Source organism: Pseudomonas sp. GV071 (assembly GCF_003050835.1).
GTDB lineage: Bacteria > Pseudomonadota > Gammaproteobacteria > Pseudomonadales > Pseudomonadaceae > Aquipseudomonas.
Map to the genome: position 1 here is coordinate 60,829 of NZ_QAOJ01000012.1, position 21,700 is coordinate 82,528.

The following is a 21,700-nucleotide window of genomic DNA, read 5'->3' on the forward strand; positions in this document are numbered from 1 at the left end:
TGATACAACCCGGGCGAGTAGGCCCGAGCAGGCGTTAAAACGACGCGTTGCGCGTCAGTCCTGGCGGGTGCGTTTGAGCAGCAGATTTTCGAATTTGAGGGCCAGGCCATCGAGCTTGGCCTCGATCACCGACTGGCCGCGCACCCAGTCTTCGCGGCGCACGTATTCCAGGGGCAGCTCACCTTTGAAGCGCAGAAATTCATTCTCCAGGCGGCGCAGGGCTTCGGCGTCTTTGTCCTGACGGCTCAAGACTTTCTCGAAGTTGCCCTCCCACACCTGGCTGGCTTCTTTGCGCGCGGTTTCCTGAGCGCTGAAACGCTCGTCCAGGCGTTTTTCGAACTGCCAGAGCAGCAGCTTGACCAGGCCGAACACCAGGGTGGTGAAGATTCCCAGCAGGCTGATGGCCCAGGTGAACAGATCTCCGATTGAAAAACTCATGGTTTACCGGTTACCTGGTCGATCAGCAGCTCCAGCTGCCGGGTGGTGTTACGGCATTGTTCGGCGTACTGGATATGGTGGGCCAGAAGCTCACGCTGGCTGAGCCCTGAGTCCAGTTGCGCAGCGGCACTGGCGGCGTTGGGCGGCGCAGCAGTTCCGCTGGAATCTGCGGGGTCAGGCAGGGCGGCGCCGCTGGCTTGGTCATAGATGTGCACCCAACCAACAGTGAACACACAAGCAGGCAAAGGCTTGGCCGGCGCATCCAGCGCCTCGCGATACAGGTCGTTGACACGGGCAATCTCCCCGCTAAGGCGGTCAGTGGTTTGGCGGTTGTGGCGTTGTTGGCTGGCCAGTTCGGCGGCCAGGTCGTTGGCGCGTTGTTGCTCGCGCTGCAGGGTCTGGGTGGCCTGACTGTTTTGCACCATGGCGGCCTCGGCGCGCTCGGTCTCTTCGCGGCTGTGCTGCAGGCGCAACCCGGCCAACGCACCGTCGCCTTCGGCCTTGGCCTGGGCATAACCGCTCTGCCATTGCACCGCGCCGTAGCGCCACACCAACGCCGCCAGCACGGCGGCCAGCAGCAACGGCCACAGGGCTTTCCAGGCGGACAGGTTCATAGCTCGGCCTCGCACAGTTCGCGCTCTGCCGCACGGCGCCGTTCGAGCCCTCTCAGCACCTTGCCACCGGCACGGGTCCATGCCGAAAGCTGGCTACACGCCTGCGCCACGCGCCCGGCCTGCAGGTGCAACAACAAGGTGGAGTGGCGACCATTCTTCAGCCAGACAAAGCCGTCTTTGACCCCGGGCTTGCCGGGGCCGACGTTGTAGATAAACGATAGAAACGCCGCACTGCTGCGCGCACTCATGCCCGCCAGCACCTCGCCTGGCACCCAACGCAGCAAGATCGCTGCAGCCTGTTCCAGGCCCTCGCGGGTATGGGCATCGCACTGCGTGGCGGTGGCTACATCGCCAAGCTGCACGCCCTGGGTCCAGCCATCGCAGATGGTCGGGATGCCTACCGGGTCCAGGTAGGCGAACAGGCTGCGCCCCTCGAAGTACAGAACGGTGGGCGTGGCCAAGGTGATGGCGGCAGCCATGAGCCGGGCTTTTACGCTCATTGCGTAATGCCCCTGGCGAGAAGTCGGTGGCCCGTGCGGCCGAAGGCGGGAGTATTCATGCCCCCAGGGTGCCGCGAGCGCGACTGGCCTGGAGTGTCAGCTGGACTTAAGAAAAAAGCCGCGCGCTAGCGAGGCTTTTCAAAGGGGGATTTGTAGGGGCAGACGAGCGCTTAATGCACGCTGTTATTGCCGGTGCCGAACAGGTCCGGCTCGCGCTTGCGGTGCAGTGCCCGTTGCCGGGCGATGATGTCGTAGATGGTCTGGTTGGCCAGACGGTATTTGCGTACCAGGTCGGCCGGTTGTTTGCCGCCGTCGCGCCAGTCGCGGAAGATCGCGGCGTCGCGCATGGCACGTTTGAGGGTATCCCCTCGCGGCAGATAAACCACGCTGCCGCCCAGGGTGTCGCACAGGGCAAACACCACATGACGGGCCAGGCTCGGCACGTTAGCTACATCGCCGAGCTCGCTGCGCAGCTTGGCTTCAGCGATTTCGACCATCTCTTTCAGGGTGCCTTCCCAGCGCGTCAGCACGGCCGGGTCGGTCATATGCGCCAGCACCTTGGCGGGGTCCAGTTTGTTGCTGTCATTGCTGAATAAAGGCTCGCTCATGCGGTGGTTCTCCCATTCGGTGATTCTCCCATGTGGCTCGTGCCCGGGCGGAACTGCGCACGCCGCGGCTATGTGGGCGCTGCTCGGCCGTCAGGGATCGGTGTTGGCTGCTCATCAGTACCGGGCCACCACGCCCGGTAGACCATCGCCGGCCAGGCCGGGATGGTTTCGCTCAGTGCAACGTGGTTGAGACCGGCAGGCGGCTGCAACGTGGCACGGCATTGATGGCCTGCTGCATGGCGACCATGTCGAGCAGCGCCTGGCCCATGCTCAGTGCCCGGCTGGGAACCAGGCCGGCGGCTTCGCGCGGGCTGGCCTGCTGCAGGTCCAGGGAGGATGTAACACCCTGGCGCTGATCCTCTAACGTGATGGTGATTTTCGCCACGAAACCTCCTAGCGCTGCGTACGAAAAGTGATGTGGTAATCGCGGGCAACCTGACGCACGCGCTTCTCGCTGAGGCTGAGCTTTTGCGCGACCCACTTGGGCGACTTGCCCAAGGCCGCCGCAGCCATTACGGCAGCGGCTTCGGAACGCAGTTCGGCCGGGGTTTTCTCCAGGGTTTGCGCGCCCACCAACGCCGCCGAGAAGAACTGCTGGCGGTACAGCGGCGAGCGCTCGGGGTTGATGACAAACACCGGCGCTTCGCTGCGCATCTGAAAGCCGACTTGCTCGATCTCGCCACCCTGGGCGAGAAACTCGCGGGTGGCCTGCTCGATGCGTTGATGCTCGGCCTGGTTGAGCCCGGCGTTCATCGACACCGCGGCGGGTTTAACAGAGTGATTCGTGTGCATGTTCAAGCTCCCAATGCAGTGAAATGTGCGCCGTTGCGCGGGGTCAGGGTGTGGATATACGCAGCGATGGCCGCGCGCTGTTGCTGTTCGTTTTCGGCTTGGGTCAGGCCTGGAACCGTCAGGCCGTCCGGGCTGATCTGCGCGGTGGCGCTGATCACGCGGCGCAACGCTTCGCGCTCGCCTTCGGCAAGGGCGATGCAGCCCTCAGGCACGCTGTGCGCCAGTTCGATAACGCCGCTGATGCGGCAGATCGCATAGCTTCTGGCCATCTCACACCCCAGCGATATCAAGGCTGATGGGCTGGTATTGGTCGCTGTCACCCATGCGCTCGTACACGCGGATATACGAGCGCGAGCCGATCACCTGGCAGGCGTCACCAATCGCTTGCATGGCGCGCAGCCAGCGCGGGTCCTGGATATCCAGACGGCGCAGGGCCAGCACCCGGGCCGTGCGGATCTCGCCTTTGGTGTCGGTGCGAAAGGCGTCGTTGACCAGGGTCAGCACCTCGGGGCGAGCGCCTTGGGTCCATTCGTGCAGGCAGTCGTCGATCAACGCGCGCGCCGCTTGCAGGCGCTCGTCGAAGGCGATGTTTTCCTGCACCGCGCGGACAATCTTGAAGCGCCCGTCAAAGCTCAGCAGGGTGACGTTGCCCTTGCGGCCGCCAACCTTGGCGCCGTATTGCTCGGCGCTCAGTTCGATAAAGGCTTCGATATCACCAAAGGCCACGGCCTTGTAATCGGCCAGTTCGTTGTTCAGTTCGGTGGCGCGATCGACCAGCAAGGTCACCAGGCGATCACGCTCTTTGTCGATGGGTTTGATCAGCGCTTCGGGAACGAGACGGCCGTGGGCGTCCTGACGAAAACCGCTGGGAATCTGTTGTGCGTGCATAGTTATCTCCTTGATCAATGGGTGGGCTGCGGCGGCTCAGTGCAGGCGACTCGCCGTGGCTTCCTGGCAATCGGGGTTGAAATGGCAATGCAGGCAGGCTTTCCACTTCTGCATGGCTTGGGGGTTGTGGGTGGGTGCCGGTTTGTCCCGGTAGCGTTGGCACTCGTCAGCCGTTATGCCCTCGCCCACCACCAGGCACTCGATGCGCCCGAGCACCGCCAGCACCCGCCGCTCGACCCCGGCGGTGCTCGGCGAGGGGTAACGGTTGGCGAGCACCAGGCTGATGGCACTGCGGCTCATGCCGATGCGTTTGCCGGTAGCGGTGATGGTGCTGCGGGCCACTTCGGCGCCCAGCAGTTGCACGAACAGCGGCGGCTGCGCGCCCCAGGCTTCGGTACGCGGCGCATTCATGGCTGCACCTCGCACATCTGCATCGAAGCCCGCACCCGCGCCAGCAAGCGCCGCACTTCGGCGCGCGTCTGCCCCTGGCTGGTATCGCGGTTGGCGAGGAAGTACTCGACCTCGGCCAGTGTGCGGTTCATGCCATCGCACTCCAGGCGCAGGGCGCACAGTTCGGCGGCATCACCCTCCTCGCCTTTGCTCCACACCTTCTGATTGAGGTTGGGGTCGAACAGCTGCTCATAGCTGCTGCGCTGATACTGCGGCGGCTGCGGACCGGTGTTGCGGTCGGGCACCAGGCGATAGCGCGTCGGCAAGCCCGCCGTGCCGGCAACACGGCTGAGATAACCGGCGCTGCACAAGCCCTGCAGGTAAACCCGCGCGGCGGCTTCACTGATCAGCACGGCATTGATGCTGGCCTGTTCGGCGGCTTCGGCGGCGCTCAGCTCACCGACAATGCGCAACGCCCGCCAGATGTTTTCCAGGGCCAGGCCGCTGTAGCTGCGCTGCCCTTTGTGGTTGACCTGCGGCGCTTCTGCGCCCTGATCCTGCAGCAACAGCCACTGCGCATCGCGCTTGGCAAGGCGCCGCTGCTTGGCGATGATGCCGGCCTTGGCCAACGCCCCGAGGTAGGCCTGGGTGGTTTTATCGCCCTGCCCGCTCTGGCGGGTAATGGCTGTGGTGGTCAGTGCGCCCGAGCGGGCATGCAGGCGGCGCACGGCTTCCCAGACATGCTGGTGAGGGCTTTTGCCACCGGTCATAGCAAGTTGTATGGAGGCACTCATGCGCACGCCCTCCGCGCCGGTGCGTCGCCGGTGAACCAGCCGCGGTTGCCCCACTGGTTGAGGTCAACCCGCTCCCAGCCAATCGCCTGCGCTTCGCTGAACACCCGGTAGAGGTTGACCGACACCCGGCGCAGGCAGCCGCGTACTTTCTTGCGCAGGTCATCGAGCAGGTCGTCGGCAATCAGCAGGCTCGGGTAGCTGGCGTCGGCCAGGCTGCGCAGGTCGTCGAGGGTGGCGGCCTGCACCGGCACCCACTCGAGCACGCGGTTATGCAGGCGCTCCAGCTTGGCCAGGCTATGGGGCACCCGCTCCTCGCCGATCAGCACGATGGTGCCCTGGCTGGCGTTGTAGATATCGGTGAGGACGTTGGCGGCGGCCTTGTCCAACAGGTACTGCACATCGTCGACCAGGATCGGCCGGTTGCTGCGGCTGAGCTGCTCGGCGATCTGGTCGACCATCTCGCTCAAGGTGCGCGCCGGGCTGATGGCCATCTCCCGCAGGATCGCCAACAGGAAGGCTTTTTTGCTCCAGGTGTCGCGGCATTCGACGTAGTAGGCGCGGTGCATATTGGCCGCCCAGCCGGCGGCGACACTCTTGCCCAGGCCGCTCGGCCCATAGGCCACCACCAGGCCCGGCAAACCCTCAGGGCGCTGCATGGCGCGTTCGATGGCGGTGGCCAACAGGCCGACGTTGGTCAATGGGATGATTTTCGAAACACTCATAGGGCTTACTCCCAGGGTCATGCGCTGGCCTGCGCGGCCGCGAAGTCGTAGATACGTTGAACGGAGGCGAAATCCGGGGTGCTCGGGTAATGGCTGTGCCAGCGTGCTTCGGCGTCGCTGAGCGCCTGGGCGCTGGCCTGGCGTTTGTCGAGCTGCTGCCACAGGCGATAACGCGCCATCGAGTCGTTGGGCACCTGGAAACTCGCCGCCGCTTGAGCGTCCAGGCGTTGGGCATAACGCTGGGCGTCGAGCAGTTGCAGCGGCTCAAGGGTGGCGCTGGGCGCGGTGGGGCTGGCGAGCATCTGCACCCGTTTGCCGGTGAGGGTTTCCAGCTTGTCGATGGCGCGTTTCATCTGCCCCTGCTCGCGCTTTTCATAGGCTTGCTCGAGCAGGCTTTTCGGCATGTAGTCGCTGGCGTTACCGTCCAGCAACGCCTCGCCGAGGAACTCACCCTGCAGGGTGCGAACCCAGACCCGCGAGGCATCGCGGACGTCGTAGGACAGGTTGATTTCTTCGCCATGGAAGTCGCGCAGGGCCGCAAGGAAATAGCGCTGATTGGCCCAGGTCACTTCGCCACGCACGGTCTGGCGCTGCACCTGCGGGCGCATCAGGTCCTGCACCACGGCGGCGGGCGCCTGTAGCGGTGCCCAACCCTCGGCGCAGGCCTTTTCCCAGGCTTCGTCGGGGCTCATATGGCGCAGGCTGCCGGTCAACGGATCGCGGATTTTGCCCAGGCCGCGGTGCGGTTTGCTGTTGTAGGCCTGCACCTCGAACTCGACCCCGGCCATGAACGCGGCAAAGGTGGGAATCAGCCGTGTGCTGCCGGTTTCGCGCAGCTGTTTGCGGCTGATGCGGTGCACCTTGCTGCCGGCGTGTTTGTCCATGTCGGCGCCGATGTAGCTGGTCAGCTTTTTCGCCGCATTAACCCAAATGCTCTGGTGCGCACGCTCGATCAAGCCGCGCGCCTGGCTGTTGTAGGGCAGCGCATGGCTCATGGTGCCGCCGAGGCGGTCGACCACTTCGCGCACCGTGGCGTTGGCAAAACCGGAGCCGTTATCCACATAGAAAATTGCGAACATGCCGCCACGGGTTACCGCATCACGCAGTGCATCGATCACGCCGATGGTCGATTCCGCCTCGCCGATGCTGATGCCCAGCACTTTGCGGGTATGCACATCGAGCACCGTGGTGGTTTCCGGCCGATAGGGCTTGCCGGTGCGCGGGTTGAGCACCTCGGCGTCGAACTTGTGCCCGTCGGCAGTGAACACATCGCAGGGGCGCAGGCTCTGGGTGCTGCGCCGCTTGAACGGCTGCAGGGCCTTCAACTCTTGTGGGCTGCGACGACCGGTCTCGCGCACCTCAGGGCTCAACTTGTCGAGAAAGCGGCGCACCGCATGAATGCTTGGGCGCTCGCCGGGGCACTTCACCGCGAACTCGCTGTAAGCCGCCACCACACTGGGTTTGCTCGGCCGCTGGTAGCAACGCAGAAACACCGGCGCCCAGTCGGGCACGCCCATGTCTTGTTGCCGGCGCAGTGGCGCCAGGCTGACTTCGCCGCCGTGCTGGTAGGCCGACAGCCAACGTTTCAGGGTGCGTTCCGACAGGGTGCGATCCGCCGTCTTGCGATCATTCGCACGGACTACTCGCTCGCTGAGGTAAGCACTCAACTGTCCGTCCTTGGCCAACTGCACCAGGCTGAGAATCGCCCGTTGCTGGCTGACGGTGGCGCTCATGCGTTCGATGTCACGAATGAAGGCCAGGCGTGCGGTCATCACCGAGCGCTGGTCATCAGTAAGGCATGCCGCGCTCCGCTCAGCACCGACCACCGCGTTCGCTTCTGCCGGCTCGGCTTTCACTGCCGCCTGTAGCAACACCGCCTGGGTAGCGGATGGCAGTACCGCAAAGGCGTACTCCATGGCTTTGCTGCCGAGCCGCTGTTGGCCTTGCCACTGCTCGCGCTTGGCGCGCAATTGAATTGCCCGCTCGGTACCTGGCAGCCCTGGCAGGCCGGCCAGTTCCTGGGCCGTGTACCAATTACGCATGCTGCTCACCCCGCGGGCGCGGCGAAACAACGATGGCATTACATGACATAGCCATATCTGGCTTTATTGCAACCACGAGGGCGACGGGCTGGGTATGACGCATGTCTAGACGCCCTCCGCCGTTTTAGCGTGTTCGCAGATATAACCTGGGTTATTCTCTTGGCTATAAGTTGCGTTGTTTTCTGCTCGCTGTACGCGAATACGGTTGGGAGTGTCGTCGTTGCTGTTCCAACGCTCCGGCCACAGTTGCACCGGCTTCAGGCTCAGAGCCTTGGCAATGGCGCGCTCCACGCGTGGGTAGGCAATGCGCTTCGCGTTCTTGACCGCCGGGCCAGTGACATCAAGCTCTCTGGCGATTTTGGCGAGTGACGTGCCTTGGGCACGCAGCTGGTACTTGATCCATTCCCAGCGGATGGTGGGATCAAGCGGAATGTCGGCTTTGTTCATGCCTAGCGTCCTTTCTAGCCACCCCTGGCAGGGTGGTTTTTTTGGAAGTTCTAACGTTACCTAGGGCATAACATAGCCATTTATAACCATCAGGTAAAGCGAAAAATGGCGTTTCGCTTTCCATTTATGGATTTATAGAGGCTGAAAATGGCTAACCCATTGATTCATTTGGGGTTCGCGACAAAGCGAAATTTCGCTTTGCCCCTGAGCGACGTTTCGCTTTCCTGCGAGGGCAAAACGAAATGAGCGCAGGCTTGGCAGAACGCATCAGGCAATGCGCGGAGATAGCCGGAAGCGGCGATGAATTGGCGCGGATTACCGCTATTCCACGGCGGACCCTGGAGTACTACATGACCGGGGCGAGCGAGCCAAAAGTGGCGCGCTGTGTCGACATCGCCAAGGCGGTGGGGGTCGATATTGGCTGGCTGGCCTCAGGCGAAGGTGATATCCGCCAAGGCAACGCGCCGGCGGCCGAACCGGACGACGAAACCTACGCGCATATTCCGCTGTACGACGCGCAGATCAGCTCCGGGCACGGCAATTGGTCCGACGGCGCCACCGTGCTCACGCACCTAGCGTTTACCCGCTACAGCTTGCGCAAGAAGGGCCTGGACCCAGCCAACCTGTCCGCCGTGCGCCTGGATGGCGATTCCAACGAGCCACTGCTCAGCGACGGCGACACGGTGATGGTCGACCACAGCAAGAACACCGTGGAGAGCGAGGCTTTTTACGTGATCCTGCTGGACCAGCACTTGTTCGCCAAACGTCTGCAACGTCAGATCGGCGGCGGCATCGCGATCATCAGCGCCAACCCGGCCTACCACACCATGACCGTCGCCAAGGAACACCTGGCCGATCTGCAGATCGTCGGGCGCGTGGTGTGGAATGCGTCGTGGATGATCTAGGCCGCCAGCAACGCGGGGCCAAACAGCCTGCCAAATGGCGGGCTGTGGATAAGTCCGCCACCTGCGCCCTTCGCGCTGTTTTGGCATAACGACTGAGCGCTATCCCGCGTGTGTTGTGGCCTGTACGGTAGCGCCCAGTAAGCGGATCAGTGCCAAACCTCCCACCTCCCCACATCACTCCTGGTCGATCACCACCACATCCACCAGCAGCTCCATCGCCAATCGCCGCAATTGCTGCAGATCGATTGGCTTGGCCAAGCACGCCTGTGCCCCACGGCGCACCGCATCGGCGAATACATCCTCATCGGCAGCGGCGCTGACCACCAGCACCGGCACGTCACTCAGGTGCGGCGTACGGCGCAGCATGTCGAGAATATGCAGGCCATCGCCATCGGGCAGGTCGAGGTCCAGTAGCACCAGGTCCGGGGTGAAGCTTTCGAGCAAGGCATAGGCCCGTTGAATGGACGCTGCGCCACGGACATCGGCCATCTCCCGCAGCCCTTCCTGCAACACACGCATGCAGGCTGGGTGATCCTCCACGCACAGCACTGCGGCCAGCTCTTTGCTTTCTTCAGCGGCTGGCGCCAGTGCCGCGGCGCTGCTATCCGGAGCAGCAGCGCTAGGCAGGTCGATCCAGAAGCGGCTGCCGATGCCGGGCGTGCTCAACAAGCCCAGTTCACCGTCCATCAACTCGGCCAGCTCGCGACTCAGTACCAGGCCGATACCGGCCCCGGGGATGGTCGAGTTTTCCCAGCCCAGTCGTTGAAACGGCTGAAACAGCAGCGCTTGTTGTTCGTCGTTGAGGCCCGGCCCAGTGTCTTGCACCCACAACCGAATGCCGGTCGGGCGCACCTCATAACCCAGGCTGACCATGCCTTGCGGGCTGTTGTATTTGATCGCGTTGGACAGCAAGTTGAGCAGCACCTGGCGCACGCGGCGCACGTCCGCCCAGACATACATGCCCGGCTGCTCGGCCGCCAGCACTTGCAATTGTTGCCCGCGTTGCGACGCTTCCGGCTGCACCAGCTCGGCACAACTGCGCAGCAGCTCGGCGACATCCACCGAGGAGAACTGCAACTGCTGGCGACGGCTTTCGATACTGGACAGGTCGAGGATATCCTCCACCAACGCCGTCAGGTGGCGGCTGGCGTTGACGATTTCCCGCGCATAGTCGGCCTGCTGTTCGCTGCCTGGCTGCTCCTGGGCATCCAGCTCGATCAACTGGGCAAAGCCATAAATCGCGTTCAACGGCGTGCGCAATTCGTGGCTCATGCTCGACAGGAAACGGCTCTTGGCCTGGCTGGCCTCCTGGGCTTCCAAGCTAGTGCGGCGCAAGTCTTCCTGTACCTGCTTGAGGCTGGAAATATCCACATGGGTACCGGCAACGCGCATGGCCCGGCCCTTGGCATCGCGCTCCAGCACCTTGCCGCGGCTGAGCAGCCAGACGTAATGGCCGTCGGCATCGGCAAACCGGTACTGCGCCTCGAAGGTGTCCTCGCTGCTGTCGGCGAAACCGAAGCGCAGCTGGCGCAGGCGATCGAGGTCGTCGGGGTGCACGCGCTGGTTGAACTCGGCGAAGGTCAGGCACTGGATATTCAGGCCATAACGCTTCACCCCACGACCGCGCACGGTGATGGTCATGCTCCGCGCCTCGACTTCCCAGAGGCTTTCGGTGGTGCTCTCCAGCACCAGCTCCAACTGGCTTTGCGCCTTGTGCCGCTCGTCTTCACTGGCCAGCAGTTGCTGGCCAGTCTGCTGCGCGGCGTCGGCCATATAGGCCAGTTCGTCGATCTCGATGTCCACCGGCTGCGGCTTGAAATTGCCCTTGCCCAACTCGCCCATCATGTCGACAACATCGGCCATCGGCTTGGCCAGCTTGGCCGTTAGCAAGCGCGAACGCCGCCACATCCAGGCGAAGAACAGCAGGTAGAAAAACAGCAGGCCGGCGATCAACAAGTAACCAATCTGCTGGTAACGCTCAGCCAGATTTTTGGTGGCCTGGAAGATATTCGCCTCATCCACCACCACCAGCAGCCGCCAACCGGTCTGTGGAATTTCGCTCCAGGCCACCAGCTGTTTGCGGCCACCGAGCAGCACTTCCTTCACATCGCTGCGGCTAGCGGTCATCGCCTGCAACAGCGGCTGCAGGTCGCGGCGGTCCTTGAGGTCGAAGTCATTGGGCTTGAGCACTTCACGGCGCACGGCTTCGGCGTAGCTGTACTCAGTGAGTTCGTTGAGGCCGAAGTCCTGCTCACCCGCAGCCGGCAAGGCGATCACCCGCTGATCACGGCTGACCAGCACCGCATAGCCATGCCAAGGCACCTGCAGGTTGCCGATTTCGCTGACCATCTGCCCGACCGTGACATCCAGCCCCACCACCCCCTCGAGGAAATTGTCGCGGTACACCGGCGCCACCGCCGACATCATCCAGCCCTGGCCGGCCGGGTCGAGGTAGACATCGGTCCACACCACCTTGCGCTCAGGGTTGTGCTTGGCATCGGCCAGGTAATAGAAGTTGTAATCGGGGATGACCATGTCGTGGGCATAACGATCGGGGGTCATGAAGAACGGATAGATGCGGTTGTAGCTGTCCCAGCCATTGAAATACAACGCCGACACCAGCGGGTTGGCATCGCGGATCCAGCGCATCAACACGTCGACCCGCGACAGGCGCAGGGCCTTGGCGTGGTCCTGTTTATCCACAGGCGTGACATTGGAATAGAACGACGCCGCGCGGCCATCGTCGCGGTGGGTGTAATGCACGCCATCGGGGGTAATCGAATAACGCGAACGCTCCAGCGCGTCGGCGTGGTACGTCATGTCGCTGAGGGCGCGGGTAGTTGCCGCCTGATAGACCTTCGCCTGCGACTCCAGCCCCTCCAGGCGCCGACCGATGATCTCGCCCTCACGCTGTACCGTACCAGTGAGATCCTGAGCGGCCCGTTGCTGCAGATAATCCAGCTGGGTGTCGCGGATGGCGGTATTGGTCAGCAGGTACACAGCAATGAGCACCGACTCCACCAACACCAGGGGAATCAGGGCGCTTTGCAGAAACGCGCGCCAAATCCATTGGCGCAAGGGGTAACGCGGCGTACGCGGCATAGGGCAGCTCTTCCAGAATATCTGCACGTTACTACAGAAAGCTTTTGAGCCTAATCATATAGCCTGTTGGCGAGGATGACGTACGGCAAGCAGGTCGACTCACCGGAACCTTTCCCGTACACTGCCGGTCCCAATCGTGTATCACGGTAGGTTTTGGGGCCGATTAGGATTCGACGCCGGTTACAAAACTTGAGGGGCATGCCGAGTTGGTAACAGAACTCGTAAATCCACTGTTGCAAAACTCTATAATTGCCAATGATGACAATTACGGTGCCCAACTAGCTGCGTAAGCAGCCTAGTCGCACTTCTGGTAGCTTCGGCTCCAGCAATCACGAGGGGATGTCTGTAAACCCGAAGTGATTGTCATATAGAACAGAATCGCCGCGTAGTACGTTGTGGACGAACCGGCTAAAACTTACACAACTCGCCCAAAGCACCCTGCCCGTCGGGCGGCTGAGGGTTAACTCAATAGACACGGCTAAGCATGTAGAACCGACAGCAGCGGACTGGCGGACGGGGGTTCAAATCCCCCCGGCTCCACCAAACAAGCCCCTGATTTTCCTAGTGAAATTCAGGGGTTTTTTATTGGGCGTCGAAAAAGTGTCGATTACCTCTATCAATCCCCCTGCGGGTCATCTATAAATCGTCCAGAAACGACAGGGTTTCGCACTCTAATAACGTCATGGGCAAAGGGAATTCAGATGGCAGGTGCAGAAGTATCTTTTCCAAAAATCGCCAGCGGAAACTGGTGGGCTCTAAGAGAGCAATTCAAGAAAAAAATCCCAACCACCGTTGGTCCTTCATATCTGAGTTCCGTCTTGGGCGAAATGAGCGTTGGATCTGCTAGATCAAATATAATTTCCCCATTTAGAAAAATCGGAATACTTGACGAAGAAGGTCGCCCTACCGATCTGGCCAACGATTGGCGCGACGATGACAAATACCCCGAAGTGTGTAGAAAAATATTAGAAGCCTCCTACCCAGAAGAGGTAAGAGACATATTCGACAATAAAGATTGCGACGTAGAGAAATTAAAAAAGTGGTTTATGAGCCATGCAAGGTGTGGCGAACCCGCAGCAAAAATGTATGCACGCTTTTATGTACTACTGCTAGAGGCAGATGCAAACAACAATGCAGAAAGAAAACCACAGGTAAAAAGCACCTCGAATACTAAACAGCCAGCAAAAAAATCAGCTAAATCCTCTGAGTCAAAAAACACACAACCAGCAGCCGCTTTATCAAAACAAGATCTAGCTCAAGCCACTGACGAAGCACCTCACGCGGCTCACGCTGGACGCGCACACCCCCCGAGCAGAAAGGCTCCAGAGCTTCACATAAATATTCAACTGCATATTTCCCCTGAGTCATCGGCGGAACAAATTGAAAAGATTTTTGAAAGCATGGCAAAGCATTTGAAAGACTTTAACTAATGTTCACGCCAAACAAAATTAAAACCTTCATTGAGTCATTTGAAAATGACTGTATAAAAAGCCTTCTCCCTCCGGAGGAGGGCTTAATTTCAAACGATCAATCCATTATTCCCCACGCGCTAATTAGAGGAACGCGAGGATATCTGGAAAAAATAATGCACCAAGCAAATGGGTGCTATGCGAATGGCTGGTACGATGCATGCGCAGTCATGATCAGACGGCTTATAGAAACACTTATTATTGAAACTTTTGAAACCTACAATCTGGCGCATAAAATCCAAGGACCATCGGGGGACTTCTTATATCTTTCAGACTTAATAAATATAACTCTTTCCGAACAGTCATGGAATCTATCCAGAAATGCCAAACAAGCCCTTCCAAAACTAAAGGACATAGGAGACAAATCAGCTCACAGTAGAAGATTTAATGCCGTACGGCATGATATTGATAAAATCCAAGCAGATATAAGAGTAGTAGTCCAAGAACTAACATATCTTGCACAGTTAAAGTAGCCTAGCAGGACCAAATCGAACTGCGTCCATCAAGTGCTCAGGAGCTAAGTGAGCGTACCGCATCGTCATGACTAAGCTGGAATGCCCTAGGATTTTTTGCAAGGTCAAGATGTTCCCGCCGTTCTGAATAAAGTGGCTCGCAAAGGTATGCCGGAGCGAGTGCGCGGCCTGACCTTTCGGTAGCTGAATGGTCGTCCTGGCCAAGGCGCGGCGGAATGAGGTGATGGCCGAATTTGCCTGACCATGCTGCTTCCAATGCTTAATGATCTTGGCTTCCAACTCCGTCGAGATAGGCACCGACCGAACCTTTCCGCTCTTGGTCCCGCTGAACGTAATCACTGCATTTCGCAGCCCCGTCGGCTTCAATTTCTCGGCCTCTGACCAACGGGCGCCGGTAGCCAAGCAGATCAGCGAAATGATCTCAACATGCGGGTTGTCGCAGCCCTTGCGGATCTCATCCAGTAGCTCACCAATTTGCTCATTGGTCAGCCAGGACAACTCACGTTCCTGGATCTTCAACGGCTTCACCAACGCAAGCGGATTGGCGTAGTCGATGACGCCCAGGCCTCGCAATTCGTTGTACACCGCACGCAGATACCCAAGCTCGTTGTTGAGCGTTTTCGGTGACGTACCCTCCCCTAACCTCACCCTCCGATCATGGGCGTAAGTCTGAGGATCAAGCTTTGCAGCCTGAGGGTTTCGCAGACGCTTAGCGACCAGATCCAACTTGGACCGACGACGCTCACCATCACGTAGCGAATGCCCGTGCAGATCAAACCAGGCGCTCACCAGCTCGGTTAGCAACCGACGATCTTTCGGCTTAGGCGACCAGTCAGGGTTATCAACAACCTTGGCCCTGCAGGTGGCCTCGAATCGCTGAGCCTCCCCCTTGGTCTTGAAGGTCTTACGGAAGCGTTTGCCCTTGATGGGTTCTACATCAACCTTCCAGCGCCCATCCGGTAACGGTTCTATGGCCATCAGACGGCACGCCCCCATCGCACATGTCGTTCCTCCAGCCGGTCTTTGATGTGCTGGAAGAGGTCTAACTCGCTCATATCCTTAGCCGCGTAGTGATCGCGAATGACGGGCCAACAGTCCCATTGTTTTAGGGTGGAGAACGCCTTTTTTGCGCTCACCCGTTCCCTTGCCAGCAAGCTGACGAAGTTGCCCAGGAACAGCTCGACGTTCTTGCCCGAGAAGCCGCGAGCGGTTTTGTAGTGGCGTTTGTACTCAGTGGCTTCCACCAGGGAATCCACCGGAAGATCAACCCGAGCATCGTTGCGCATTAGCGTCCACACGGGGTCGAAATAGCCAGGGCGAGAGAGGAAGCGGAACTGCCCCAAGCCGTACCGCCACAGGCCATCCAAGTGCCCTGCAAACGCTTCATAGGAGTTCGTCTCAATGGCCTTGCCGGTGGCAAGGTCGACGGAGCCAGCAGCAAATTGCTGGACCACAGAATGGTGATAACGAAGCTCTACACGCCATACATCCTGAGCTGCGTTGTAGTTCTCCGGATCGTTGTCGTCGAAGCTGTTACGGCGTTTCCAAACGCCTTCCCAGTAGTCCAATTTATCGGTGGCCTTGGCCTGCTCCGTCTTGTTGTAGATGCTCAGCTGAATGGCACCAGCAGAGCCGAACATAAAGGTTTCGCCACGCCCGTAGACGCTCGACTTGGTGTCCCACTCGATCTGGTTGATGCCGGAAATGTCGCGCTGGGTGCGCGCTCGGCAATGCATGCGAGCAACAAGGTCAGCCGGTGGCTGCCAGCCCTGTACATCCAGGGCGAGGTGAACTGCGCACTGGTTACGCTCGACGTTACTCAGAACATGCGAAGCGTAGTAGTCGAGACGTTGCTGAAGGCGTTCAGGGCTCAGGCTGTCGATGGCATGGGGGGACACTTCGATTTTGAGGTGCGGGCCAATCACGTCCACCTTGGTGTTGAAGTTTTTCACCAGCAGAACGAAACCCAGGTCGGCGTTCTGGAGCTTGTACTGGTAGCCCGAATCTTTGCTCACGCGCCCGGCATGCCACCGCTCACCTGCGAAATCGACAATGGTCCCTGGCTTGTCGAACAGGCTCATTATCTGGGGCAGGATAAGCCCGCGGTAAAGCTGGCGGACCGTATCGACCGCACAGCGCAGCAAGCGGACTCTCGACAGGTCAGTAATGCGAGCATTGCCCGGGTCCACAAAGATGCGGCCCGTTGGGCACTCGAAACCATCGTTGTTAAGGCGAACATGGTCTTTGGCTTTCATTTGGGATTCTCCATCAATGGCCACTACTGGCCGGTTCAAATCTGATTTCATTGACGTGTTACAGGGACGTCGCGCGTCCGGCTGCGCGCTGGCTGTCGCTCTGTACCTAGCCGCTCCGCTGCGCGCGCAGTCAGCCGCGTCGTTGGTGATTACGCTGGGTTGAAATTCCTCAGGCGGCAGTTGGCTAGCCACCCTGGAGGCAGTTAAGGCGAGGTAAAGAAGCAGGAGGACAACCGCTAGAACAAGCGGCCGTGATGGCGACAGGTTGGAGAGCAGAACCAAGGGCTCTGCCCTTGTTAACCCGCTCTTGCCGCCGAGGGCTCGGGAGCGTGGGGTGATGAAGCTACCCCACACTCCTCGCGATAGGCTGTTCATGGCTGCGCAGGGTCAAGGGTGCGCTGCGCCCGTGCTTCCGTTCGCCGGAACAGCAGAGCCGTTCCGACGAGCCGGGAGCGCGGCCCCTGACCCGCCGAGATTAGGGTGGGCGATTTGGCCCAGTACGTTGCCGGAACCATGCCGGTCGCGGTACCGCATCACCCGTATGGTGCGAATGTCGCAGAAGAAGGTTTCGTCTGGATAAGGTCGTTTCGAAGCGGCGTCGATGGCCAGGAAGTAACCGTCGCTCCAGACCCCATCCATAGGCAGCACTACACCGACAATGTGGGCGCAGCACCAATGAGACTCAGGCTCCTCAGGGCAGACCAGTTCCAGCAGAACGGTTTGGCCAATGTAGGAAGTGGCGTTAGCAGCTTGAACTACGGTGTTGGGACTATGCATGGCTGTAGTCCCCCGCTTTGAACTCCTTCTTGCCGCTCAGCAAGTCTTCGCGGAAGCGGGCCAAATTGATCATGCGGTAGTCGATAAAACGCATGCTTGGGATGGTGCCGGTATCGACCCACTCGATTGCCTGCTCCACCGAGATACCGCTCATTTCGGCAAAGGTCGGGATGCTGCACAGATCCAGGCTGTCTTCCTTTTTCATAGCGTGAACTCCTTTTCTAGAAGCTGCTGAGTCATCAATGCCACGTTGACCATCACGTGCTTACCAAGCTTGTGCGATGGGACATATCCATTACGAATCCAACCCCAAACGGTGTCATGGTCCTCACTCATCCGGATCCAATTCGCGAACTCACGCCAGGGCATCACTGGCGGCGGATTGAGCAAGTCTTTCAGCGTTAAGTTTGTTCCTTCCATCATGAGCCCCCTCGACCACAAAAAGGACCACCGTGGTCCACTAGACAAATAGGACCACGGTGGTTCTATTGATGTCAAGACCACGGTGGTCCATCATCACAAAATGAGCAGAGAAGACCCGCAATTCAAACTACGAATGCCGACCGAGCTAAGAGCGATGGCAGACCAGGCTGCGAAAACATCTGGTCGATCATTGAACGCAGAGCTTGTTGCTAGGCTTGAAACTAGCTTTCTTGGAGGCTCAATGTCCTCGGAGACGCTTATGTCCGCAGAACGAGCTAGGGAGTTAGCTTTATTGGCTCGAAGTGGGCTACCGGATGAGATCCGTAAGCGAACAATCGAAGCTATCGCGAAAGCGGTGAAAGTGGGACACAGCGAAGCGTATGTGGACTTAAACGATTTACATCTTGATAGTGGAATTCCAGACAGCGACCTTGAGGAATTACAAAGCGGCGTAATTAGCACGCTTGAGCACGCGGGATATAAAGTTAGATGGGACGATATAACTACAATTCTAATAGAGTTCTAACCAACAAAGCACACACAAAAGCGCATACATGGAAGTAGATTATGACAGACAGTAGCAATCCAAATAAAATTGGAGAAATCCCGCTAAAAGACGGCAGCATAGAGCTTTTCATTGAGCCTGGAAAATGCTTATACATTCTGGGGCAAAATGGCGCAGGAAAATCTACATTCCTATTCCATTTAGCGAAAAAAACGCCGCTAAAAAACCTAATTAGTGGAAACCGAGAGGTCGTGTTTGGCTCCTCTGCAGTTTCGATATCTGCAGCACAAGCAGAGCAATATGAAGGGTACAGCCAGAACCACAGCTCTCAGCCTACTTTCAGATCCGACAAGGGTCACCACAACAGTGGTGATCGACTTTCAACACTACTTTTCTACCTCAAATCAAGATGCGACGATATAAATAAAAATTATCGCCAAGCTCATTTGAAAGGAGAAAACGACAAACTGCCTCAAATTAACGCCAATGAACCCATTGGATTAATTAACGAAGCCATTCGAAAGTCGTCTATTCCATTAACTATAGACTGGGACGAGAAATCCTCACTCATCGTAACAAAAAACGGCTTCAGCTATGGCGTGCAAAAAATGTCGGACGGCGAGCGCTCCGCGTTGATCCTTGCCTGTGAAGTCATCCTTTCTAAAGAAAACTCTTTAATTATAATAGACGAACCAGAAAGACACCTTCATCGATCCATCTCCTCCCCCTTATTGCAATACTTAAAATCCATAAGACCTGACCTACGCTGGGTGATTGCCACACATGATTTGTCTCTACCTAGAGACGACGCGGAAGCTGACGTCCTTATTTTATATAGGTACGTAGAGCCGCTTCAATGGGAAGCAGAAATTTTAAAATCAGAAAACCAATTACCGACAACCTTAATTAACGCAATATATGGAGCGCGCCAGAAGGTTATTTTCATTGAAGGAAACTCAGAAAGCAAAGACGCCCCCCTGTACCAACAAATTTTCAAGGGTGTGACTGTAATCCCCGCAGGTAACTGCAGAGATGTATGCGAAAACGTGTCGGCCTTAGAGTCACTAAAAAGCATCCATTTCATGAGTGCGCGCGGACTTGTAGATGGGGACAACCGAAGCGACACCGCCGAATTAATAAAGGGCGGCGTCCACCCTCTGGAAGTATACGCGATAGAGTCAGTTTATTATCACCCAAGTGTGATTTCAGAAATGCTAAAGCACTCTGCCGAAAAGGTAAGTTTGCAAGAGGTAATTATTAAAGCTATCGACGTCATCGGCGACGCACAACACTTATCCAAAATGACTGCTTATCGCAGCTACAGAGAAAGCCACATGAGAGCCATGCTGGACGACACGTCATTTGAAGCGGGAGTGCAAACCGTACAACACATCGACGGCCCAAGTCTAATAGCAGCGTGCCAAGCAAACTTTAACTCGCTAAAAAAATCCATGGACTGGGCCGAAATAACAAAACTTTTTAAAATAAAGTCTACAGGTGCCCCGAACGCCATTGCAACAAAGCTCGGCTATGGCGGAAGTGCGCAATACGAGCGAGCTCTTGTAAAGCTACTGGATAAAGACCCCTCGCTTTTTAATGCAGTGAGAGCTTTGGTACCCGACCCATTTACGTAACTTTTGGCGTTCTACTGCAGGTATTACTTGCTATTAAATGTCGAAAAAGTGTCGAAAATACTGACCAATGTAGGCCAGAATTTATAAGAATGGGGAACACTGGCCGCAAAGACTACCCGGCATTGTCCAGCATTGTCCGCCAATGGATAAGCCTACTACCGGGTTCAAATCCCCCCGGCTCCACCAAACAAGCTTCCCAGGAAGACCCAGAAAAGCCGTAAAGCCAAGAGAAATCAAAGCTTTACGGCTTTTTTGTTGCCCGCGTTTTCCCAGGTAATCCCAGAACATCCCATGGTTGACGGGGGCACTAACGGGGGCATAAAACGCCCATCAAGTCGCCCTTGAGAGGATGTGCCCCCATGCCCCTGAAAGATATCAACTGCCGAAATGCTAAGCCGCAGGACAAGACCTATCGCCTGTACGACGAGCAAGGTCTGTACATGGAAGTGCAACCCAACGGGGGGCGGTACTGGAGGCTGAAATATCGTTTTCTAGGAAAAGAAAAACGCATGGCCTTTGGCGTCTATCCCGAAGTCGGATTGCTGGACGCACGGAGGAAGCGCGACGAAGCTCGAGCGCAATTAGCAGCGGGGCATGACCCTTCTCTCCAGAAGCGAATGGCTAAAGCAGTCAGCCAGTTTGATCACCAACACACGTTTGAGTCGGTCGCTTTGCACTGGCTCGCCGTTCGCGAATCATCTTGGGATCCCGAGTACACCCGCACCGTGAAACAAAGGCTTGAGCTCAATGCTTATCCTTGGCTGGGGAAGCTTCCCATCAGCAGTATTTCAACCCCCTTATTGGTCGAGAATCTTCAGCGAATCGTCAAGCGTGGCGCAGCCGAAACGGCGCGTCGTGTAGCGCAGATTTATAAACAAATCTTCGAGTTTGCTGAAGCTGCAGGGATCACTCCCTCACACCAGATTGGAAATCTGTCCAGGACGCTCCCGGCCAAACGCGTAAAACATTTCGCTGCGGTGACTGATCCTAAAAAGCTCGGCGCGCTTCTGAATGTGATGGATAACTACAGCGGAACCTTTCCCGTTTGTTGTGCGCTCAAGTTGGCTCCACTTCTGTTCTGTAGACCTGGCGATTTACGGCATATGGAATGGAGTGAACTCGATCTCGAAGCCGGCGAATGGCTGATACCTGGCGCAAAAATGAAAGGACTTACCGTCAACAAGCATGACAGAGCAGACCATCTCGTCCCGCTTAGTGAGCAAGCGATAGCAGTGCTAAGAGAGCTGAAGCCGTTAACGGATAGGCACCAATATGTTTTCCCTTCGGCACGGGGAGGGAGCCGCCCAATGTCGAACAATGCTCTCCTCGCTGCTTTACGTCGGATGGGCATCAGCGGAGACGAGATGACCGGCCACGGATTCCGCGCATCGGCCCGCACCATTGGGGCCGAGGTCCTCGAACTTCGACATGATTTGCTTGAGCACCAACTGGCACACTCCGTGAGAAATCCGCTCGGGCGGGCGTATGACAGGACCACCTTTTTGAAAGAGCGCCGAGAAATGATGCAAGTCTGGGCGAACTACCTCGACACCATCAAAGCAAACGCGACCAGGGAGAACCTAGCCTGAAAGAATAATTTATATCTGCCAGTTGCAATCACAGGCCTAGTACTGGTAAAAATTGGTACCCCACGGGGGGTCGTAGGACACCGTGGGACCGCCGAACAGGCACACAAAACTTCCAATCTGAACTTCCAGATCGGATAGCACTAGCGCAACGGCTAGCTGCAACATCAAAGCGACAGTGACGCCACAAATCCGTCCTGTATCTGTTAGATCTCCTCAAATCTAATTCCTAAAACCTGCGTGAGTCATGCCCTGACTTTCTGCTGGCCATAACCTCAGGCCCTGCGCGAAGAGCTGTTTAGACACTCTACTTCCGCGCAAAAACCTGAGCTGCCA

At 58.0% G+C, this 21,700-nt stretch carries 24 protein-coding genes, 2 other RNA genes and 1 pseudogene; 8 read left to right on the forward strand and 19 right to left on the reverse strand.

Translation table 11 applies throughout. The annotated features are described in order from the left end of the window. Window positions 1-54 precede the first annotated feature (54 nt). The 14 genes from C8K61_RS21000 to C8K61_RS21065 all read right to left on the reverse strand — a co-directional run bounded on the left by C8K61_RS21000 (window position 55) and on the right by C8K61_RS21065 (window position 8,235). Window positions 55-438, reverse strand: a complete 384-nt coding sequence (locus C8K61_RS21000; protein WP_108098249.1) for a hypothetical protein — start codon at window positions 436-438, stop codon at window positions 55-57. Then, entirely contained in the window at window positions 435-1,052 is a 618-nt protein-coding gene (locus C8K61_RS21005) for a DNA-packaging protein (RefSeq protein WP_108098250.1), read from the reverse strand. Before C8K61_RS21005 ends, C8K61_RS21000 begins: the two co-directional genes overlap by 4 nt. After that, complete coding sequence (locus C8K61_RS21010) at window positions 1,049-1,552, reverse strand: lysozyme (protein ID WP_108098251.1); 504 nt, start codon at window positions 1,550-1,552, stop codon at window positions 1,049-1,051. Before C8K61_RS21010 ends, C8K61_RS21005 begins: the two co-directional genes overlap by 4 nt. Before the next feature lie 170 nt (window positions 1,553-1,722). Continuing rightward, the gene (locus C8K61_RS21015) at window positions 1,723-2,160 is read right to left on the reverse strand and encodes a Mor transcription activator family protein (protein ID WP_108098252.1); all 438 of its coding nucleotides are present in this window, start codon (window positions 2,158-2,160) and stop codon (window positions 1,723-1,725) included. A 101-nt stretch (window positions 2,161-2,261) separates the two neighbouring features. Further along, window positions 2,262-2,334, reverse strand: an RNA gene (locus tag C8K61_RS21020) — hammerhead ribozyme type II. After that, complete coding sequence (locus C8K61_RS21025; protein WP_108098253.1) at window positions 2,333-2,545, reverse strand: hypothetical protein; 213 nt, start codon at window positions 2,543-2,545, stop codon at window positions 2,333-2,335. The genes C8K61_RS21020 and C8K61_RS21025 overlap by 2 nt, the downstream gene beginning before the upstream one ends. Before the next feature lie 8 nt (window positions 2,546-2,553). Continuing rightward, the gene (locus C8K61_RS21030; protein WP_108098254.1) at window positions 2,554-2,952 is read right to left on the reverse strand and encodes a hypothetical protein; all 399 of its coding nucleotides are present in this window, start codon (window positions 2,950-2,952) and stop codon (window positions 2,554-2,556) included. A gap of 2 nt (window positions 2,953-2,954) precedes the next feature. Further along, complete coding sequence (locus tag C8K61_RS21035) at window positions 2,955-3,221, reverse strand: host nuclease inhibitor protein (RefSeq protein WP_108098255.1); 267 nt, start codon at window positions 3,219-3,221, stop codon at window positions 2,955-2,957. 1 nt (window position 3,222) lies between these two features. After that, on the reverse strand, window positions 3,223-3,840 hold the full coding sequence (locus tag C8K61_RS21040; protein ID WP_108098256.1) for a DUF3164 family protein: 618 nt from the start codon (window positions 3,838-3,840) through the stop codon (window positions 3,223-3,225). A gap of 36 nt (window positions 3,841-3,876) precedes the next feature. Beyond that, a complete protein-coding gene (locus C8K61_RS21045) occupies window positions 3,877-4,251 on the reverse strand; it encodes a hypothetical protein (protein WP_108098257.1) in 375 nt (124 codons plus the stop codon). After that, window positions 4,248-5,024: a hypothetical protein gene (locus C8K61_RS21050; RefSeq protein WP_178086486.1), complete on the reverse strand. Its 777-nt coding sequence runs from the start codon at window positions 5,022-5,024 to the stop codon at window positions 4,248-4,250. The genes C8K61_RS21045 and C8K61_RS21050 overlap by 4 nt, the downstream gene beginning before the upstream one ends. After that, window positions 5,021-5,746, reverse strand: coding sequence for an AAA family ATPase (locus C8K61_RS21055; protein WP_108098258.1), 726 nt, complete (start codon window positions 5,744-5,746; stop codon window positions 5,021-5,023). Before C8K61_RS21055 ends, C8K61_RS21050 begins: the two co-directional genes overlap by 4 nt. A 17-nt stretch (window positions 5,747-5,763) precedes the next feature. Next, window positions 5,764-7,788, reverse strand: a complete 2,025-nt coding sequence (locus tag C8K61_RS21060; RefSeq protein WP_108098380.1) for a Mu transposase C-terminal domain-containing protein — start codon at window positions 7,786-7,788, stop codon at window positions 5,764-5,766. A gap of 105 nt (window positions 7,789-7,893) precedes the next feature. Then, complete coding sequence (locus C8K61_RS21065) at window positions 7,894-8,235, reverse strand: helix-turn-helix domain-containing protein (protein WP_108098259.1); 342 nt, start codon at window positions 8,233-8,235, stop codon at window positions 7,894-7,896. A gap of 242 nt (window positions 8,236-8,477) precedes the next feature. Between C8K61_RS21065 and C8K61_RS21070 the strand changes: the two genes are divergently transcribed. Next, entirely contained in the window at window positions 8,478-9,140 is a 663-nt protein-coding gene (locus C8K61_RS21070) for an XRE family transcriptional regulator (protein ID WP_108098260.1), read from the forward strand. Window positions 9,141-9,314: 174 nt separating this feature from the next. On the opposite strand, the gene C8K61_RS21075 is transcribed toward C8K61_RS21070, so the two are convergent. After that, window positions 9,315-12,242, reverse strand: coding sequence for a response regulator (locus C8K61_RS21075; protein ID WP_108098261.1), 2,928 nt, complete (start codon window positions 12,240-12,242; stop codon window positions 9,315-9,317). 155 nt (window positions 12,243-12,397) lie between these two features. On the opposite strand from C8K61_RS21075, the gene ssrA reads away from it, so the two are divergent. The 3 genes from ssrA (at window position 12,398) to C8K61_RS21085 (ending at window position 14,184) form a co-directional block, all read left to right on the forward strand. Beyond that, window positions 12,398-12,785, forward strand: a transfer-messenger RNA (tmRNA) gene (gene ssrA, locus C8K61_RS21080). 158 nt (window positions 12,786-12,943) lie between these two features. Next, window positions 12,944-13,672: a DUF5343 domain-containing protein gene (locus tag C8K61_RS26665; RefSeq protein ID WP_146174319.1), complete on the forward strand. Its 729-nt coding sequence runs from the start codon at window positions 12,944-12,946 to the stop codon at window positions 13,670-13,672. Next, the gene (locus C8K61_RS21085) at window positions 13,672-14,184 is read left to right on the forward strand and encodes a DUF4145 domain-containing protein (protein ID WP_108098262.1); all 513 of its coding nucleotides are present in this window, start codon (window positions 13,672-13,674) and stop codon (window positions 14,182-14,184) included. Before C8K61_RS26665 ends, C8K61_RS21085 begins: the two co-directional genes overlap by 1 nt. Here C8K61_RS21085 and C8K61_RS21090 read toward each other — a convergent pair. The 4 genes from C8K61_RS21090 to C8K61_RS21110 form a co-directional block, all read right to left on the reverse strand. Continuing rightward, window positions 14,176-15,162 carry a tyrosine-type recombinase/integrase gene (locus C8K61_RS21090; RefSeq protein WP_108098381.1) on the reverse strand — a complete coding sequence of 329 codons (987 nt, stop codon included), beginning with the start codon at window positions 15,160-15,162 and terminating at the stop codon, window positions 14,176-14,178. The two genes, C8K61_RS21085 and C8K61_RS21090, sit on opposite strands and share 9 nt — an antisense overlap. Then, complete coding sequence (locus C8K61_RS21095; protein WP_108098263.1) at window positions 15,162-16,439, reverse strand: hypothetical protein; 1,278 nt, start codon at window positions 16,437-16,439, stop codon at window positions 15,162-15,164. The genes C8K61_RS21090 and C8K61_RS21095 overlap by 1 nt, the downstream gene beginning before the upstream one ends. Before the next feature lie 769 nt (window positions 16,440-17,208). Further along, window positions 17,209-17,421 (reverse strand): hypothetical protein, encoded by a 213-nt coding sequence (locus C8K61_RS21105; RefSeq protein ID WP_108098265.1) that lies wholly within the window; start codon window positions 17,419-17,421, stop codon window positions 17,209-17,211. Next, window positions 17,418-17,636 (reverse strand): hypothetical protein, encoded by a 219-nt coding sequence (locus C8K61_RS21110; protein ID WP_108098382.1) that lies wholly within the window; start codon window positions 17,634-17,636, stop codon window positions 17,418-17,420. The genes C8K61_RS21105 and C8K61_RS21110 overlap by 4 nt, the downstream gene beginning before the upstream one ends. 103 nt (window positions 17,637-17,739) lie before the next feature. On the opposite strand from C8K61_RS21110, the pseudogene C8K61_RS27040 reads away from it, so the two are divergent. The 4 genes and pseudogenes from C8K61_RS27040 to C8K61_RS21125 form a co-directional block, all read left to right on the forward strand. Further along, window positions 17,740-17,859: pseudogene (locus C8K61_RS27040) on the forward strand (Arc family DNA-binding protein); the annotation flags it as partial. 39 nt (window positions 17,860-17,898) lie between these two features. Continuing rightward, a complete protein-coding gene (locus C8K61_RS27045; RefSeq protein ID WP_256589516.1) occupies window positions 17,899-18,165 on the forward strand; it encodes a hypothetical protein in 267 nt (88 codons plus the stop codon). 41 nt (window positions 18,166-18,206) lie between these two features. After that, window positions 18,207-19,778, forward strand: coding sequence for an ATP-binding cassette domain-containing protein (locus C8K61_RS21120; protein ID WP_108098267.1), 1,572 nt, complete (start codon window positions 18,207-18,209; stop codon window positions 19,776-19,778). A gap of 359 nt (window positions 19,779-20,137) precedes the next feature. Further along, on the forward strand, window positions 20,138-21,367 hold the full coding sequence (locus C8K61_RS21125; RefSeq protein ID WP_108098268.1) for an integrase arm-type DNA-binding domain-containing protein: 1,230 nt from the start codon (window positions 20,138-20,140) through the stop codon (window positions 21,365-21,367). The last annotated feature ends 333 nt before the right edge of the window (window positions 21,368-21,700 follow it).